Annotated in this window: 11 protein-coding genes; 4 read left to right on the top strand and 7 right to left on the bottom strand. The window is 70.4% G+C overall.

The features are described 5' to 3' along the window. Positions 1-73: 73 nt before the first annotated feature. Positions 74-2,584, bottom strand: a complete 2,511-nt coding sequence (locus COA17_RS00115) for a penicillin-binding protein 1A (RefSeq protein WP_096609374.1) — start codon at positions 2,582-2,584, stop codon at positions 74-76. A 50-nt stretch (positions 2,585-2,634) separates the two neighbouring features. Beyond that, positions 2,635-3,849, bottom strand: a complete 1,215-nt coding sequence (locus tag COA17_RS00110; protein WP_245857307.1) for an N-acetylmuramoyl-L-alanine amidase — start codon at positions 3,847-3,849, stop codon at positions 2,635-2,637. A gap of 553 nt (positions 3,850-4,402) precedes the next feature. Here COA17_RS00110 and COA17_RS00105 point away from each other — a divergent pair. The 3 genes from COA17_RS00105 to COA17_RS00095 all read left to right on the top strand — a co-directional run bounded on the left by COA17_RS00105 (position 4,403) and on the right by COA17_RS00095 (position 9,298). Next, positions 4,403-7,093, top strand: coding sequence for an Rne/Rng family ribonuclease (locus COA17_RS00105; RefSeq protein ID WP_096610635.1), 2,691 nt, complete (start codon positions 4,403-4,405; stop codon positions 7,091-7,093). Positions 7,094-7,211: 118 nt separating this feature from the next. Beyond that, positions 7,212-8,591 carry a M48 family metalloprotease gene (locus COA17_RS00100; protein WP_096609372.1) on the top strand — a complete coding sequence of 460 codons (1,380 nt, stop codon included), beginning with the start codon at positions 7,212-7,214 and terminating at the stop codon, positions 8,589-8,591. Next, positions 8,588-9,298 carry a DsbA family protein gene (locus tag COA17_RS00095; RefSeq protein ID WP_245857305.1) on the top strand — a complete coding sequence of 237 codons (711 nt, stop codon included), beginning with the start codon at positions 8,588-8,590 and terminating at the stop codon, positions 9,296-9,298. Before COA17_RS00100 ends, COA17_RS00095 begins: the two co-directional genes overlap by 4 nt. Before the next feature lie 186 nt (positions 9,299-9,484). Here the strand turns inward: COA17_RS00095 and COA17_RS00090 are convergent, their stop codons facing one another. The 5 genes from COA17_RS00090 to COA17_RS00070 form a co-directional block, all read right to left on the bottom strand. After that, entirely contained in the window at positions 9,485-10,189 is a 705-nt protein-coding gene (locus COA17_RS00090; RefSeq protein WP_096609368.1) for a CPBP family intramembrane glutamic endopeptidase, read from the bottom strand. Positions 10,190-10,198: 9 nt separating this feature from the next. After that, entirely contained in the window at positions 10,199-11,170 is a 972-nt protein-coding gene (glpX, locus tag COA17_RS00085) for a class II fructose-bisphosphatase (RefSeq protein ID WP_066486034.1), read from the bottom strand. Positions 11,171-11,293: 123 nt separating this feature from the next. Then, the gene (gene dapD / locus COA17_RS00080) at positions 11,294-12,115 is read right to left on the bottom strand and encodes a 2,3,4,5-tetrahydropyridine-2,6-dicarboxylate N-succinyltransferase (protein ID WP_096609365.1); all 822 of its coding nucleotides are present in this window, start codon (positions 12,113-12,115) and stop codon (positions 11,294-11,296) included. Next, positions 12,112-12,777, bottom strand: coding sequence for a pyrimidine 5'-nucleotidase (locus tag COA17_RS00075; protein WP_066486022.1), 666 nt, complete (start codon positions 12,775-12,777; stop codon positions 12,112-12,114). The genes dapD and COA17_RS00075 overlap by 4 nt, the downstream gene beginning before the upstream one ends. A gap of 72 nt (positions 12,778-12,849) precedes the next feature. Then, positions 12,850-14,679, bottom strand: a complete 1,830-nt coding sequence (locus COA17_RS00070) for a methyl-accepting chemotaxis protein (RefSeq protein ID WP_096609363.1) — start codon at positions 14,677-14,679, stop codon at positions 12,850-12,852. A 183-nt stretch (positions 14,680-14,862) separates the two neighbouring features. Here COA17_RS00070 and COA17_RS00065 point away from each other — a divergent pair, with 183 nt between their 5' ends. Further along, positions 14,863-16,068 (top strand): carbohydrate porin, encoded by a 1,206-nt coding sequence (locus COA17_RS00065; RefSeq protein ID WP_217990980.1) that lies wholly within the window; start codon positions 14,863-14,865, stop codon positions 16,066-16,068. Positions 16,069-16,160: the final 92 nt, after the last annotated feature.

Genomic DNA, 16,160 nt, shown 5'->3' with positions numbered 1-16,160 from the left:
CTCAAGCATCGCTTCGCAACCGGGAGATCCCAGCCGATGCCGGGACGACGAAAAAAGAACGATCGGCGCGGGCTTAGTAGATGCCGCCCTGCTTCTGCAAGAAGTCGCTGTCGCTGGCGGCGCGGGTGGCCGCGCCGGCGGTGGGGGCGGCGCTGGGGGCGGCGGCGGGGCCGGCGCGGCGCGCGCGCGGCGCCTCGCTCTGCGGCTTGAACGCTTCCCAGATCACCGCCGGCTTGGGATCGGCGTCGGTCGGGAAGGTGCCGTAGACCGGGCGCCCGCTGGCGCGGTCGATGCGCACCATACGGGTGCCAGGCGGCGCGCGGAACGGCAGCACCGGCAGGCCGGCATAGGCCTTGACCGCCCATTCCTTGAACACCGGCACCGCGACGGTCCCGCCCTGCGCATAGCCGCCCAGGTTGCGCGGGCTGTCATAGCCCAAGTACAGGCCGGCGATCATCTGCGGCGTGCCGCCGATGAACCACACGTCGGTGGGGCCGGTATTGGTGCCGGTCTTGCCGAACATCGGGCGGCCCAGGTCGCGCAGTGCGGTGGCGGTGCCGCGCTGGATGACGCCTTCGGCGATGTGCACCATCTGGTACGCGCTGATCGCGTCGAGCACCTGGCGCCCGCGCATCGCCGGGCGCGGCATCGCCTTGCCGTCCCATTCCCGCATGTTGCACCCATCGCACGCGCGCCAGTTCTCCGGCCAGATCACCTGCCCGTTGCGGTCCTGCACCACGTCGATCAGCGACGGATCGTGCCAGCGGCCCCAGTTGGCGAGCACGCCAAAGGCGTTGACCATCTTCTCCACCGTCGTCTCGCCCGCGCCCAGCGCATAGGAGAGATAGGGCGAATAATCGCCGATCTGCATCGCCTTGATGAGCTTGACGACATTGGCCATGCCGGTCTGCGCGGCGGCGCGCACCGTCATCAGGTTGCGCGACTGTTCGATCCCCCAGCGCATCGTGTGCGGCCCGGCACCGCGCGAATTGCCGAAGTTGCGGAAGCATTTCTGCCCCAGCCGCGCGCCCTGGTAGACGCAGAACGGCCCGTCGACGATGATCGACGCCGGGGTCATGCCGTGTTCCAGCGCGGCGGAATAGACGATCGGCTTGATCGTCGACCCGGGCTGGCGCATCGCCTGGGTCGCGCGGTTGAACGACTGGACGCTGGCGTCGAACCCGCCCTGCATCGCCAGGATGCGCCCGGTCATCGGTTCCTGCACCACCATCCCGCCGGAAATGCGCGGGACCGAACGCAGCGCGAACGCCCCACCCGCAGACGGCGCCACCGCCAGGATGTCGCCCGGCTTGATAGCGCCGAACGCCGGGCTGCCGACGCCGCGCACCGGCATCTGCGCGGCGCCGCGCGGCAGCGTGCCGGTCGAGCCGTCGGCAAAGCCCAGCTGCCACGCATCGCCGTCGCGTGCGATCGCGATCGCGGCGCGCCAGTCGGAGTAATCGAGCGCGATATTGGTGTTGAGCAACGCGCCCAGCCACCCGGCGCCCTCGCCCAGCTCGACATGGCGCAGCGGCCCGGACCAGCCGCGCCCGCTGTCGAACCGCAACAGCCCGTTGCGCAGCGCCTCCGCGGCATATTGCTGCACCTGCCGGTCCATCGACGTGCGCACCCACAGCCCGCCGGCATAGACGCTGTGCGGCCCGTCCTCGGCCGTCTCGCCGAAGCGGTCGATCAGTTCGCGGCGCACCTCCTCGACGAAATAGCCGCCGACGCGCTCGAACTTGGGCGTGCGCCGCACGATCGCGCCGATCGGTTCGGCCGCAGCGGCGCTGGCCTGTGCCTGCGTAACGAAGCCGTTCCTGACCATTTCGCGCAGCACGTAATTGCGCCGTTCCAGCGCGCGATCCGTGCTGCGGAACGGATCGTAATTGGCCGGCCCCTTGGGCAATATCGCCAGATAGGCCATCTGGCCCAGCGTCAGCTCGTCTAGTTCCTTGTCGAAGTACGCGTGCGCCGCGGCCTCCACGCCATAGGCGTTGCGGCCGAGGAAGATCTGGTTGAGGTACAGTTCGATGATCTGCTGTTTCGACAGCGTCTGTTCGATCTTGTACGCCAGCAGCGCCTCACGGATCTTGCGCGTGGGCGAATATTCGTTGCCGATCAGCAGGTTCTTGGCGACCTGCTGCGTGATGGTCGATCCGCCGCGCGCACGCTGCCCGGTGCCGAACTTGCGCGCATAATCGATCACCGCGCCGGCCAGCCCGGGGAAATCGACGCCGTGGTGCTCGAAGAAGGTCTTGTCCTCCGCCGCCAGGAACGCGCGCACCAGCAGCGGGGGATATTCGGCGAAGGCCAGCTGCACGCGCCGTTCGCGCGCATAGGAATAGATCGGCGACCCGTCGCCCGCGCGCACGTTGGTGGGCAGCGGCGGCTGATAGGCCTTGAGCTTGTCGACCGAGGGCAGGTCGCGCGCGAACACCAGCCAGAACACGCCGATGGCGATCGCCAGCAGCCCCGCCAGATAAACGCCCCAGCGCACGAGTCGCCGCCGCCACAGCCCCGCCAGCATATCGCCGGCGCCACGCCGCGCCGTCATCGTCTCGCTGGGGGTATCGGAAGCCATACGACCCGCCGTTTAGCAGGTTCGCGGGCAGGGGAAAGTATCGGGCCGCGTCACTTCATCGCGAGGCGGCGCGCGAAATAGACGTCGACGGCGCGCTGCACGCTCTGCGCGATCTTCGCGCGGCCTTCGCGGCTGTCGAGGAAGGCGGCGTCGGAGGGGGTGGAGAGATAGCCGGTCTCGAACAGGATCGAGGGCATGTCCGGCGCCTTGAGCACCAGCAGCGAGGCGGTGCGGTGGAAATCGGCCTTGGTCGGGATCAGCGGCCGCGCCTCGCGCCCCAGCAGCCGCGCGAACCCGGCCGAGGCGTTCATCGTCTCGCGCTGCGTCAGGTCGATCAGCAGCGAGGAGACGTCGGCGTTGCGATCGAGGTTCACGCCCGCGATCACATCGGCCTTGTTCTCGCGCGCGGCCAGCCGGGCGGCTTCCTTGTCCGATGCGACGTCGGACAGGGTATAGGCGGTGGCGCCGCTGGGCGTCCCTTCGCCGACGCTGTCGCAGTGGATCGAGATGAACAGATCCGCCTTCAGCCGCCGCGCCATGCCGAAGCGTTCGCGGTGCAGGATGTAGCGGTCGTCCTCGCGCGTCAGCGCGACGCGCACGCGCCCGCTCTCCAGCAAGGCGGCGCGGATCGCCTTGGCGATGCGCAGCGTCACGTCCTTTTCGCGCAGGCCGGTATCGGGGTTGATCGCACCGGGATCGACCCCGCCATGGCCGGCGTCGATGACGACCAGCGGACGATCCGCCTCCCCCTCCACCCGCGGCAGCGCGACGCCCGCGGCGGGCGGCGGCACGGGCACCGAGACGCGGACGCGCCCGCGCGGCGGCGCGGCGCCGCTGCCGGCATCGGCGCCCTTCCCCCAGTTCCACGGCAGGAAGCGCAACGGCCCGGCGGCAGCGGCGGCGGCGAACCCGGCCGTATCGACGCGTCGCAGCCGCAGCGCCAGCGCGCGCCCGCCATCGACGAAGCGCCCGCCCGCCACCACCATCGGCTGCGCCAGGTCCAGCACGATGCGCGCGCCGTCCTGCCCGCGCCGCGCCATCCGCACGGTCGCTCCCGCCGCCGACGATGATGCGGCCGGCTGCGCGCCGTCGACGTCGATCGCGATCCGGTCCGGTCCGGGCAGGACGAAGCTGGCCGCGCGCGCCACCGCCGCGTCGAAGCGGATGGTGACGCCGTCCGCGCCGACATCGACACGCTCGACCGTCGCCGCCAGCGCGGGCGCGCCGGGGAACAGGCCCAGCAACAGGACGGCAAGCAACGACACGCCGCCTCCATGCCGCCACCGTCCCCATGCGGTCCAGCGAAAAGCCCGCTGCCTGTCGATCCTCGCCGTGCGCTGCATCATGCCGGCGGTGTAGGCAGCGCGCTTTCAAGCCGCGGTTGCCGTGCGCGGTTAACGCCATGTTCGGAAAGAGATTGCCGCCGCCTTTGCCATGTCGCCGGCCGAAACGTGCCGGTTGATGCGCGCGCGCGGCAATGCTACCCCGTCATTTCGGGGAAAGGAGCGTGCCTGGCGCGCAACTTGCTCCCCGAACTAACTGCCCGCCCGGCATGTCGCCGGCACCGGGCCATCAGGTTGACGCTCGCAATGCCGTATTCCGCCCGACCGCTGTTCCGACCGGCCCCTGCCGGCGGTGACGGTACGGTCGCGGCCTTCGTCGGTCCCCGGCACGTCCGGGACCTGCGGCCAGCGACAGCAGCACCCATCACCATCCGCGCCGCCGCCCCCTTCGGGCGGGCGGCCGCGCCTTATCGTCGCGCCGCGGCGCCCCATGCGGGCAGGCCGGGCGCGTGGAGACCGTTCAATGACCACGCGCATGCTGATCGACGCACGCCACCGGGAAGAGACCCGGGTGGCCGTCGTCAAGAGTAACCGGATCGAGGAATTCGATTTCGAAAGTGCCGAGCGCAAGCAGCTCAAGGGCAATATCTATCTGGCCAAGGTGACGCGCGTCGAGCCGTCGCTGCAGGCCGCTTTTGTCGATTACGGCGGCAACCGCCACGGCTTCCTGGCCTTTTCCGAAATCCACCCGGATTATTACCAGATCCCCAAGGAGGATCGCGACGCGCTGCTGCGTGAGGAAGCCGAGCACGCCGCCGAGGAAGCCGCGCTGCGCGCCGAGCTGGACGCCGCCGAGGATGACGAGGACGGCGACGAGGATCACGACGACGACGTCGATACGCGCGCCGACGATCAGGGCGACGACGACCACGGCGGCGACGAGGATGCGCCGCGGCGCCGGTCGCGCGGCAACGGCGGCGGCAACGACGACCAGGTCGAGGCGCTGCGCCAGCGCCGCATGAACCTGCGCCGCCGCTACAAGATCCAGGACGTCATCCGCCGCCGCCAGGTGCTGCTGGTGCAGGTGGTCAAGGAAGAGCGCGGCAACAAGGGTGCGGCGCTGACCACCTATCTGTCGCTGGCGGGCCGTTACTGCGTGCTGATGCCCAACACCTCGCACGGGGGCGGGATCAGCCGGAAGATCTCGAACGCCGCGGATCGCAAGCGGCTGAAGTCGATCATGGCCGATCTGGCGCTGCCGCCGTCGATGGGCTGCATCGTGCGCACCGCCGGGCTGCAGCGCACCAAGACCGAGATCAAGCGAGACTTCGACTATCTCGCCAGGCTGTGGGACGAAATCCGCGAGAAGACGCTGACCTCGTCCGCGCCCGCGCTCGTCTATGGCGACAGCGACCTGATGAAGCGCGCGATCCGCGACATCTACAACAAGGACATCGACGAGGTGATCGTCGAGGGCGACGAAGGCTATCGCCAGGCGCGCGAGTTCATGAAGCTGCTGATGCCCAGCCATGCCAAGAAGGTGAAGCATTACAGCGACCCGGTGCCGCTGTACCAGCGCGCCGGCGTGGAGGACCAGCTGGCGGCGATGTACCATCCGGTCGTCCAGCTGAAGTCGGGCGGCTATCTGGTCATCAACCCGACCGAGGCGCTGGTGTCGATCGACATCAACTCGGGCCGTTCGACCCGCGAACACAATATCGAGCAGACCGCCACCGCGACCAACCTGGAAGCGGCGCAGGAGATCGCGCGCCAGCTGCGGCTGCGCGACATGGCGGGGCTGGTCGTCATCGACTTCATCGACATGGACAACAATTCCAATGTCCGGAAGGTCGAGAAGGCGATGAAGGAGGCGCTGAAGAACGATCGCGCGCGCATCCAGGTCGGCCGCATCTCCAGCTTCGGGCTGATGGAGATGAGCCGCCAGCGGCTGCGCACCGGCGTGCTGGAGGCATCGACCCGCCCGTGCCCGCATTGCGAGGGCACCGGCTTCGTGCGCACCGCCTCGTCGTCGGGGCTGTCGGCGCTGCGCCTGCTGGAGGATGAGGCCGCGCGCGGGCGCGGATCGCTGCTGACGCTGCGGTGCAGCCAGGAAGCGGCTTTCTACGTCCTCAACCGCAAGCGTGCCGACATCGCCGAGATCGAGGATCGCTACGGCGTGCAGGTCGACATCATCGCCGACGGCGAGCAGGAAGGCGCGCGCATGTCGGTGGAGGCGTCCGGCCCGCCACCCGCGCACGCGCCCAAGTTCGACCGCCCGATCGAGGATCTCGAGGACGATCTCGACATCGAGGAAGAGGATGAGGTCGAGGAGGAGGACGACGCCGTCGAGGACGACGACGCCCCGGCCGAACGCCGCGAGCGCGCCGAGGGTGACGGCGACGGCCGCAACGGCCGCCGCCGCCGCCGCCGCCGCGGGCGCCGCGGGCGCAACCGCCCCGAGGGCGAGGGCGAGGACGACGAGTCCGGCGAGAGCGACGCCGAGGCACCGGCCGCCGAGGCGGACGAGGACGCCGACGGTGATGCGGATGCCGATACCGGCGCCGATGACGCCGTCCCCACCGAGGCCGAGGGCGAGCGCGAGGGCGCCGGCCGTCGCCGTGGCCGCCGCGGCCGTCGCGGTCGCCGTCGTGACGGCGATCGTCCGGCGGAGGGCGATGCCCCCGCTGCCGAGCCGGTGAGCGAGGCCGCCGAGGCCGAAGCCGACGCGGAACCGGTCGTCGCGGCCGAGCCGGAGGAGGCGCCCGCGCCCGAACCGGCGCCGAAGACGCGCCGCCGCCCGCGCGCCCGCGCCGCCGCTCCGGTCGAGCCGGTCGCCGCAGAGGAGGAAGGCGCGCCCGTCCCGGCGGTCGAGGCGCCCGCCGCCGACGCGCCGGCCAAGCCGAAGCGCACTCGTCGCAAGAAGCCGGTCGAGCCGATCGCCGAGGCGGGCGATGCCGGCCCGGTGAACGACGGCCTGGGCGCGCCCGAGCCGGAGGCCGACGAGCCGGAAGCGGCCCCCGCCCCGGCAAAGCCCAAGCGCACCCGCCGCAAGAAGGCCGATGCTCCCGCGGCGGAACCGGTCGCGGCAGCGGCGGAACCGGCAGCGGCACCGGACGCCGATGCCGACGCGGATACCGGCGACGACGACGCCTCGGGCGAGGCGACGGGCGATGGCGCCCCCACCACCCCGCGTCGCGGCTGGTGGCAGCGCACCTTCGGCGCATGACGGACCCGGCCGCCCTCCTCCCCCCGCCGCCGCGCGGCGTGGACGGACGGGGGCGGCCGGCCGCTTCGGCGCAACCGGGTCAGCGCCGGTTCAGCGGCCGGCGCTATCCCGGCGCGCGATGACGCACCGCCCCTCCCGCCGCCGGCCTCCCTTTCGCCGGTTCGTGATCGGTATCGCGATGACGGTGCTGGTCGCCGCGCAGCCGGCGCAGGCGCAGTCGATCCTGCGCGATGCCGAAAGCGAATCGCTGCTGCGCGACATGTCCGCGCCGCTGGTCACCGCCGCAGGCCTGCGCCCCGCCGACGTCCAGTTCGCGCTGGTCAACGACGATTCGATCAACGCCTTCGTCGCGGGGGGGCAGATCGTCTACATCCACACCGGGCTGATCCAGGCCGCCGACAACGCCAATCAGGTGCAGGGCGTGATCGCGCACGAACTGGGCCATATCGCCGACGGCCACATCATCAGCGGCGAACAGGCGCAGAAGCCCGCGATGGGCATCTACCTGCTCTCGATGGTCCTCGGCCTCGCCGCGATGGCGGCGGGCGGGGGAGAGGCTGGCGCGGGGATCCTGGCCGCCGGGCAGCAGGCGGCGCTGGGCAAATACCTGTCCTTCACCCGCGTGCAGGAAGCGACCGCCGATGCCTCCGCGGTCCGCTATCTCAACACCGCCGGCATCACCGGCCAGGGAATGCTCGCCTTCTTCAAGAAGTTGCAGCAGCAGGAATATCGCTACGGGACGAAGAACATCGACCCGTTCATGCAGTCGCACCCGCTGTCGGGCACGCGCATCCAGACGCTGACGGCCGATCTGCAGGCGTCGCCGTCGTGGAACAAGCCGTCCGACCCGGCGATCGAGGAACGCTTCCGCCGCGTGAAGGCGAAGCTCGACGGCTATCTGCTGCCCCCCGCGCAGGCGTTGCAGAAATATCCCGAGAGCGACCAGTCGATCTACGCGCACTACGCGCGCGCCTATGCCTATCACCGCGGCGGCTACCCCGACAAAGCCGATGCCGAGGCGGAGGCGCTGGTCGCGCGGTCGCCCGCCGATCCCTATTTCCAGGAGATCATGGGCCAGATCCTGCTGGAGGCGGGCAAGCCCAAGCTGGCGATCGCGCCGCTCAGGCAGGCGACCGAGGGGTCGCGCAACGATCCGCTGATCGCCACCACCTACGGCCACGCGCTGATCGCGACCGAGGACCCGAAGAATTACGACGAGGCCAAGCGCGTGCTGCGCACCGCGGTGGGCCGCGATACCGACAATCCGTTCGCGTGGCTCCAGCTGGGCACCGTCTATGAACTGACCGGGGACGAGGCGCGCGCCGCGCTGGCCAGTGCCGAGCGCGCCAGCATGATCGGCGACCATCGCACCGCCGTCGACCGCGCTCGCGCGGCGATGGCGGGGCTGACCAAGAACACCCCCGACTGGATCCGCGCGCAGGATATCGCGATGACCTCGCAGACCGCGTTCGACAAGGACAGGAAGAAGAAACGGTGAATCGCGTCTGGTTGCTGGGAATGGTGGTGCTGGGCGCGGTGTTCGGCGCGGGCGGCATGTGGCTGGCCAACCGCGTCGCGCCGGAGGCGGGCGACCGCGCGCGTACCGAACAGGTGGTGCGCGAATATCTGCTCGCCAATCCGGAGATCATCCCGCAGGCGATGCAGAAATTGCAGGAACGCGACGCCGCGCGCGCCGTCTCCGCATCGCGCGGCGCGATCGAGGAGCCCTATGCCGGCGCGTGGATCGGCAACCCGAAGGGCGACGTCACGCTGGTCGAATATTACGACTATAATTGCGGCTTCTGCCGCGCCACCCTGCCGACGATCGACCGGCTGGTGGCCGCCGATCGCAACCTGCGCGTCGTGTTCAAGGAATTGCCGGTCCTGTCCGACGAAAGCCGCACCGCCGCGCGCGCCGCGCTGGCGGCGGCATCACAGGGCAAGTTCAAGCCGTTCCACGACGCGCTCTACGCCGCCGGCCCGGTCAGCGACGCGACGATCGCACAGGCGGCGAAGGCGACCGGCGTCGACGCCGCGCGCATCCCCGCCGACGCCGACGCGACCATCCGCCAGAACATGGAAACCGCCGCCAAACTGGGCATCACCGGCACGCCCAGCTGGGTGGTGGGCGACCAGGTGCTGAGCGGCGCGCTGCCGATCGAACGGCTGCAGGACGCGATCGCCAAGGCGCGCGCGGCGCGCTGAATGCCGCCCCTGTCGCGAAGGAAGATATCGCGATGAAGCGCGCCCCGGGCGAACCCGTCACCCCGGACTGGGTCCGGGGTCCATTGCGCCGCGAGAACACATGCTGGCGAATATGCGGCACGGTGGATGCCGGAACAGGTCCGGCATGACGGCGTCGAACAGAGCTTGCGCGAAGCGTCGCGCCCCTCACCACCGCACCCGCCCCGACAGCAGCGGGCGCAGGACCAGCGCGTTGAGATCGATCGCGATGTGCAATGCGATCGCGACCCAGAGCTGCCCGGTCAGCAGGTAGACGAACGCCAGCAGCGCGCCCGATATCGCGGTCGCCGCGACGCCGCGCCAGCCCTGGTAGCGGTGCGCGGCACCGAACAGCACGGTCGCCACCGCGAAACCCGCCAGCGCCGATCCGGTCACCCACGCTATGGCGAGCGGCAGCAGCAGGCGGAAGAACGCTTCCTCGTTCACCCCCGCGCTGACCGACAGCGGCACGCTCCACGCCAAGTCGCGGAGGGTGCGCGGCATCACCCCCTCGACATCGCCCAGCCCCAAAGGGCGCCCACGCCAGCGTTCAGCGAGCGCCAGCAACGCGCCGCCCAGCACGATACCGCCCAGCACCCACAGCGTCCCCGCGTCCACCCGCAGCGTCCCGCCCGCCAGTCGGATCGTGGCGGCACGCACGGAAACGAACTCGGGCGGCAGCGCGACCAGCGCCGGCCAGCGACCGGTCAGCGCCAGCACGGCCAGCGTCGTCGCGCCGAACCAGCCACACTGGCGCAGGATGCGGCGCGCGGGACCACGGCGTACCGGCGACCAGCGGGCCGGCAGGACCCCGCCGCGCAGATACGCCCAGAGCGCGCCGAGCGCCGCGGCCAGCGCGACGAACGCGATCACGCGAGGCCGTTACTGGTCGAGGCGGTGTTCGCCCTTCACCCAGCGCACCGTGCCGGACGAGGCGCGCATCACGACGCTTTCGGTCGTCATCACCTTGCCCTTGCCCTTGCGCTTGACCCCGGCGAGCAGCGACCCGTCGGTCACGCCGGTCGCGGCGAAGATGCAGTCGCCCTTCGCCAATTCCTTCAGGTCGTACTGGCGGTCGAGATCCTCGATCCCCCATTTGCGCGCGCGGGCGCGTTCGTCGTCGTTGCGGAACAGCAGCCGGCCCTTGAACTGCCCGCCGACGCAGCGCAGCGCGGCGCAGGCCAGCACGCCTTCCGGCGCGCCGCCCGACCCCATGTAGACGTCGATCGTGGTGTCGGGATCGGAGGTGGCGATCACGCCGGCGACGTCGCCGTCGCCGATCAGCACCACGCCGCACCCGATCGCGCGCAGCTCGGCGATCAGCGCCTCGTGCCGCGGGCGGTCGAGGACGCAGGCGATGATCTCGCTGGGCTTCACGCCCTTGGCCGCGGCGATCGCTTCGACATTCTGGGTCGGCGTGCGATCCAGGTCGATGACCCCGGCGGGCAGGCCCGGGCCGACCGCCAGCTTGTCCATATAGACGTCGGGCGCGTTGAGCAGCCCGCCCGCCTCCGCGATCGCCAGCACCGCCAGGCTGTTCGGCCCCGACTTGGCGCAGATCGTGGTGCCTTCCAGCGGATCGAGCGCGATGTCGATCTTCGGGCCGTTGCCGGTGCCCACCTTCTCGCCGATGTACAGCATCGGCGCCTCGTCGCGCTCGCCCTCGCCGATGACGACGGTGCCTTCCATCGGCAGTTCGTTGAGCGCGGCGCGCATCGCCTCCACCGCGGCGGCGTCGGCGGCCTTTTCGTCGCCACGCCCGGTCAGCGTCGAGGCGGCGATCGCCGCGGCTTCGGTCACGCGCACCATTTCCAGCACGAGCACACGGTCGAGAACCTTGCTGGCGGTCGGCATCGCTTTTCCTCTTCATCCACGGGCGGTTGCTGCGCCCGTGGATAGGCGCGCCACATGACGGTGTCGAGGCAGCGCGGCGATTTTGTTTTACATGTTATACAGCGGCGCGTGGGGCCGCCCCGATCAATCGCGCAGCAGTTCGTTGATGCTGGTCTTGCTGCGGGTCTGCGCGTCCACGCGCTTGACGATCACCGCGCAATACAGGGCCAGGTTGCCGCCGCCGGTCGACCCCGGCACCACCACCGCATAGGGCGGCACCTCGCCACGATAGACCTCGCCGGTGGCGCGGTCGACGATCTTGGTCGACGCGCCCAGGTACACGCCCATCGACAGCACCGCGCCCTCACCCACGCGCACGCCCTCGGCCACTTCGCTGCGCGCGCCGATGAACGCGCCGTCGCCGATGATGACCGGATCGGCCTGCAACGGCTCCAGCACGCCGCCGATCCCGGCCCCGCCGCAGATGTGGACGTTCTTGCCGATCTGCGCGCAGCTGCCCACCGTCGCCCAGGTATCGACCATCGTGCCTTCGCCGACATAGGCGCCGATGTTGACGAAGCTGGGCATCAGCACCGCGCCCTTCGCGACATGCGCGCCGCGGCGCACGATGCTGCCGGGCACCGCACGGAAACCGGCGGCGCGGAACTCCGCCTCGCTCCAGCCGGAGAATTTCGACGGCACCTTGTCGAACCAGTGGCCGGCGCCTGGACCGTTGTCGATCATCGCATTGTCGTTGAGCCGGAACGACAGCAGCACCGCCTTCTTCAGCCACTGGTTGACGCGCCAGCCACCCGCCCCGTCCGGCTCGGCGACGCGCGCGGTCCCGGCGTCCAGCATCGCCAGCGCCCGGTCGACCGCGACGCGCACCTCGCCCCCGGTGGTCAGCCCCAGATCAGCGCGGTTGTCCCAGGCGGCATCGATCGTCGCGGAAAGCTCGGCGGTCATTGGTCCTCCAACAGTGACTGGACCCAGGCGGTGACGTCGGTCACGCGCAGGTCGACATAGGATCGGTCGGCGTCGTGGTGCTGCTCCGACCCGTTGTCCACCCAGACGGTCGTCATGCCGATCGCCTTGGCGGGGGCGAGGTTGCGGGCCATGTCCTCGACGAACAGCGCGCGGGTCGGGTCGATGTCGAACGCCGCGCACAGCCCGGCATAGGCGCTCGGCGCGGGCTTGGGCACCAGGTCCATCGCATGGATGTCGTGCACCGCCTCGAAGCTTTGCCCCAGGCCAAGCCGCTCCAGCACCTTCAGCGCATAGGGGCGGTCGCCGTTGGTGAACACCAGCTTGCGCCCCGGCAGCTGCGCCAGCGCGGCGGCGAGCGGGGCGTTCTCCTCCAGCACGTCCATCTCGATATCGTGGACGAAGGTGAGGAAGGCGGCCGGATCGATATCATGCCCGGCCATCAGCCCGGCCAGCGTGGTGCCGTGGCCGAGGAAATATTCCTTCTGGATGCGCCGCGCCTCGACCGGGTCGACCGACAGGAAATCGGCGATGAACGCGGTCATCTTCGCATCGATCAGCGCGAACAGGTTCGCGCTCGCCGGATAGAGCGTGTTGTCCAGATCGAAGATCCACGTGTCGATATGAGCGAAGGCGGGGGGCATCGCGCGCGCTGATGCCCGATGGACGCCGGATAGTCGAGCCGGATCGCGCCCCCCGCCCTCTTCGCCCGGCCGTCAGAACGACGACCAGTCGTCCTCCACCGCCAGCGCGGCATTGCCGGCCTGTCGAACGATCCGCTGCGGCACGATCGGGGCCGGCGACGGTTCGGCACGGGCAGTCGCGATCGGCGTGACGGTGCCGCCGCCGGTGCGGAAACGCGCCACTTGCGAGGCGAGCATGTCGGCTTCCTCCGCCAGGCCGCGCGCCGCGGCGGTCGCCTGTTCGACCATCGCGGCATTCTGCTGCGTCACGCCGTCCATCTCGGACACCGCGGTGCTGACCTGTGCCAGGCTGCTCGACTGCTGTTCGGCGGACGTGGCGATCTCGCGGACCAGCGCGTTGATCTCGGTGATGCGCTCGATGATCCGGTTCAGCGCATCGCCGGTCTGCCCGACCAGCCCGACGCCGTTGCCGACCTGATCGGCGGACGCGGTGATGCGCGCCTTCACGTCCTTGGCCGCATCCGCCGACCGCTGCGCCAGCGCGCGCACTTCGGATGCGACGACGGCGAAACCCTTGCCCGCATCGCCCGCGCGCGCCGCCTCGACCCCGGCGTTCAGCGCGAGCAGGTTGGTCTGGAACGCGATACCGTCGATCACGCTGATGATGTCCGAAATCTCGCCGGAGGTGCGCTCGATCGCGCCCATCGCCGCGACCGCGGCCTGCATCACCTCGCCGGAACGCTGCGCTTCGTCGCGTGCCTGTTCGACGGCGGCGTTGGCGCGCGCCGCGCGGCTGGCGGAATCGCGCACGCCGCTGGTGATCTGCTCCATCGCGGCGGCGGTCTGCTCCAGGCTGGCGGCCTGCTGCTCGGTGCGCTGCGACAGGTCGTCGGACGCCTGGCGGATGTCCGCCGCGCCGTTGTTGATGCCGCTGGTCGAATCGGACACGCGCTTCATCGTCGCCTGCAGCGCCTGCGCGGCATTGTTGAAATCGCTCTTCAGCTTCGCGAACGGGCCGGTCAGGTCGGCGTCCACGCGCACCATCAGGTCGCCGTCGGCCAGCTGCGACAGCGCGTCGCCGACGCTGCCGACGATCAGGTCGGTCTGTTCCTGCTTGGCGCGCTCGGCGCCCGCCAGCTGGTCGCGGAACGCCTGCGTCGCGGCCGCCAGCTGCCCCAGTTCGTCGCGACGCGACGCGGCGGGCACCTCCACCGACAGGTCGCCGTCGCTCATCCGCCGGACCACGCCGACCAGCGCGACCAGCGGGGCCACGACATGGCGGCGCGCGGCGAAGCCGACCAGCAGCACGACCACCACGGTGATCGCGGTGCCCCCGATGATCAGCAGGCTGGCCAGCGACGCCGTGGAATTGGCGGCGGCGGCCTCCGCGTCGACATGCCGGTCGATGGCGTCGGATACCTCTTCCATGCTCTTCTCGAGCGAGGAGAAGGTCTTCAGGAACGTCGGCAGCTGCGCGCTCGCGGCGGCGGGGTCGACCCGCGCCGCCTTCACGATCGCTTCCGCCGCGGCGGCATAGCGATCGGCGTCGGCGGTAATGCGCGTGGCGGCCTGCGCGACGTCGGGCGCGGCGACATAGGCGCGATCGACGGCCAGCGCCTCGCGCAGATGGGCGATGTCCCCGGTCAGCGATTCGGCGGCGTCCGCGGCGTCCAGCCCCGGATCGGTGCGCGCCGCCAGCGCGGTCAGCACGTCGCCGCGAATGGCGTCGTGCATCATGTCCGCCGTCATGTGATTGCGCATCAGGTCGCTGGAATCATTGAGTCGCGCCACGGCGCGCGCCTGAATGCGGCTGGACCAGATGCTCGTCGCGCCAGCCGCCAGCACCAAGGCGGCGAGGGCCAGAATGGCCACCCACGTCATCCGGTTGATCGATCGGGTCATGCCTGCTCCCCATGACGATAAGGAGGCAGGAATAGACGGCAAAAGCCGAAATTTATCTTAATCCTGCCGAAATGGTCCGGATCAACTGTTGTTGAACCGTCAATTCGGAGCATGAAATTCATCTTTACCCTCTCCGGGAAACTCTCCAGCCCCCGGCGACTAGAGCGATCGCCGGAGGTAAGGATGCTCAATTCCGGCAAGATCCTGCGCCCGCTGGTCGCGGCCGCCACGATGACCGCATGGGTCGGCATGACCCCGGCGCAGGCCCGGGCGCAGGACGCGCCCGCGCCGGAACCGGTCGTGAAGCTGTCGGCGAGCTACACCGCCGACGTGATCGGCGTCGTCGATGGCGGCGCGGCGCGCGGTGCGCGCGCGCTCGACAATCTCGACGTCACCCTCGACATCGACCTGACGCGCGCGATCGGGTGGCGCGGCGCGTCCTTCCACGCCGATGTGCTCAACAATTTCGGCGGCAATCCCAACGACCTGGCCGGTACGCTGCAGGGTATCGACAATATCGAGGTCACCAACCAGCGGCTGAAGCTGTACGAGGCGTGGGTGGAACAGGCGCTGGGCGGCGGCGTGACGCTGCGCGCGGGGCTGTACGACCTCAACAGCGAATTCTACGTCAGCGATCCGGCGGGGCTGCTCGTCAACCCGATCTTCGGGATCGGATCGGAACTGTCGTCGACCGGGCCGAACGGGCCGTCGATCTTCCCGTCGACCGCGCTCGCCGCGCGACTGCGGGTGGAGCGCGGGCGCGGCTATGCGCAGGCCGCGGTCATCAACGCGACTGCGGGCACGCTGGGCGACGACGACGGCATCGACGTCAGCGCGCGCAACGGCGTGCTGGTGATCGCGGAGGCCGGGATCACCGCGCCGCTGCGGCTGGGAATCGGCGGGTGGCGCTATACGAAACGGCAGCCGGGCGTCATCCCGCCGGGGGTCACCCCGGTGGAGGAGCGGTTCGCGGCGCAGGGCGCCTATGTGCTCGCCTCGGTCGACGTGGCGGGAAGCGCGGGGGACGTGGCGCACACCGCGGTCTTCGCGCGCGCCGGCGTATCGGACGGCCGCACGACGCCGTTCGCGGGCGGGTGGCAGGCGGGCGTGCTGATCGAGCGGCTGTTCGCCGCGCGCCCGGCCAGCATGCTGTCGCTGGGCGCGGGCAGCGGCGCGCTGTCGCGCCCCTATCGCGACGGCGCGCCCGCCGACGCGCCCCCGCTGGCCCGAGCCGAGACGCTGTTCGAACTGACCTATTCGGACGAGCTGCTCGACGGCCTGTCGATACAGCCCGACGTGCAATATATCCTGCACCCCGGCGCCGACCGGACGGTGAAGGACGCGGTCGTGCTGGCGCTGCGCTTCTCCTATTCCTGGCCCGCCGACTGACGCCCCCCTGTTTTCCGGCGCGGATGGGGGTATGGGGGCCGCATCCCGCCACTCCCGCGCCGGAGCCATTCCATTCGACAGATCGCCGCGCT

This window comes from Sphingomonas ginsenosidimutans, from assembly GCF_002374835.1.
Taxonomy (GTDB): Bacteria; Pseudomonadota; Alphaproteobacteria; order Sphingomonadales; family Sphingomonadaceae; genus Sphingomonas; species Sphingomonas ginsenosidimutans.
This window is presented reverse-complemented; position numbering and strand designations above follow the sequence as displayed.

What these genes read in the sequence shown, in the direction of transcription:
- COA17_RS00115 (WP_096609374.1), bottom strand. Translation starts at nt 2,584, where the DNA reads ATGGCTTCCGATACCCCCAGCGAGACGATGACGGCGCGGCGTGGCGCC.
- COA17_RS00105 (WP_096610635.1), top strand. Translation starts at nt 4,403, where the DNA reads ATGCTGATCGACGCACGCCACCGGGAAGAGACCCGGGTGGCCGTCGTC.
- COA17_RS00100 (WP_096609372.1), top strand. Translation starts at nt 7,212, where the DNA reads ATGACGCACCGCCCCTCCCGCCGCCGGCCTCCCTTTCGCCGGTTCGTG.
- glpX (WP_066486034.1), bottom strand. Translation starts at nt 11,170, where the DNA reads ATGCCGACCGCCAGCAAGGTTCTCGACCGTGTGCTCGTGCTGGAAATG.
- dapD (WP_096609365.1), bottom strand. Translation starts at nt 12,115, where the DNA reads ATGACCGCCGAGCTTTCCGCGACGATCGATGCCGCCTGGGACAACCGC.
- COA17_RS00075 (WP_066486022.1), bottom strand. Translation starts at nt 12,777, where the DNA reads ATGCCCCCCGCCTTCGCTCATATCGACACGTGGATCTTCGATCTGGAC.
- COA17_RS00070 (WP_096609363.1), bottom strand. Translation starts at nt 14,679, where the DNA reads ATGACCCGATCGATCAACCGGATGACGTGGGTGGCCATTCTGGCCCTC.
- COA17_RS00065 (WP_217990980.1), top strand. Translation starts at nt 14,863, where the DNA reads ATGCTCAATTCCGGCAAGATCCTGCGCCCGCTGGTCGCGGCCGCCACG.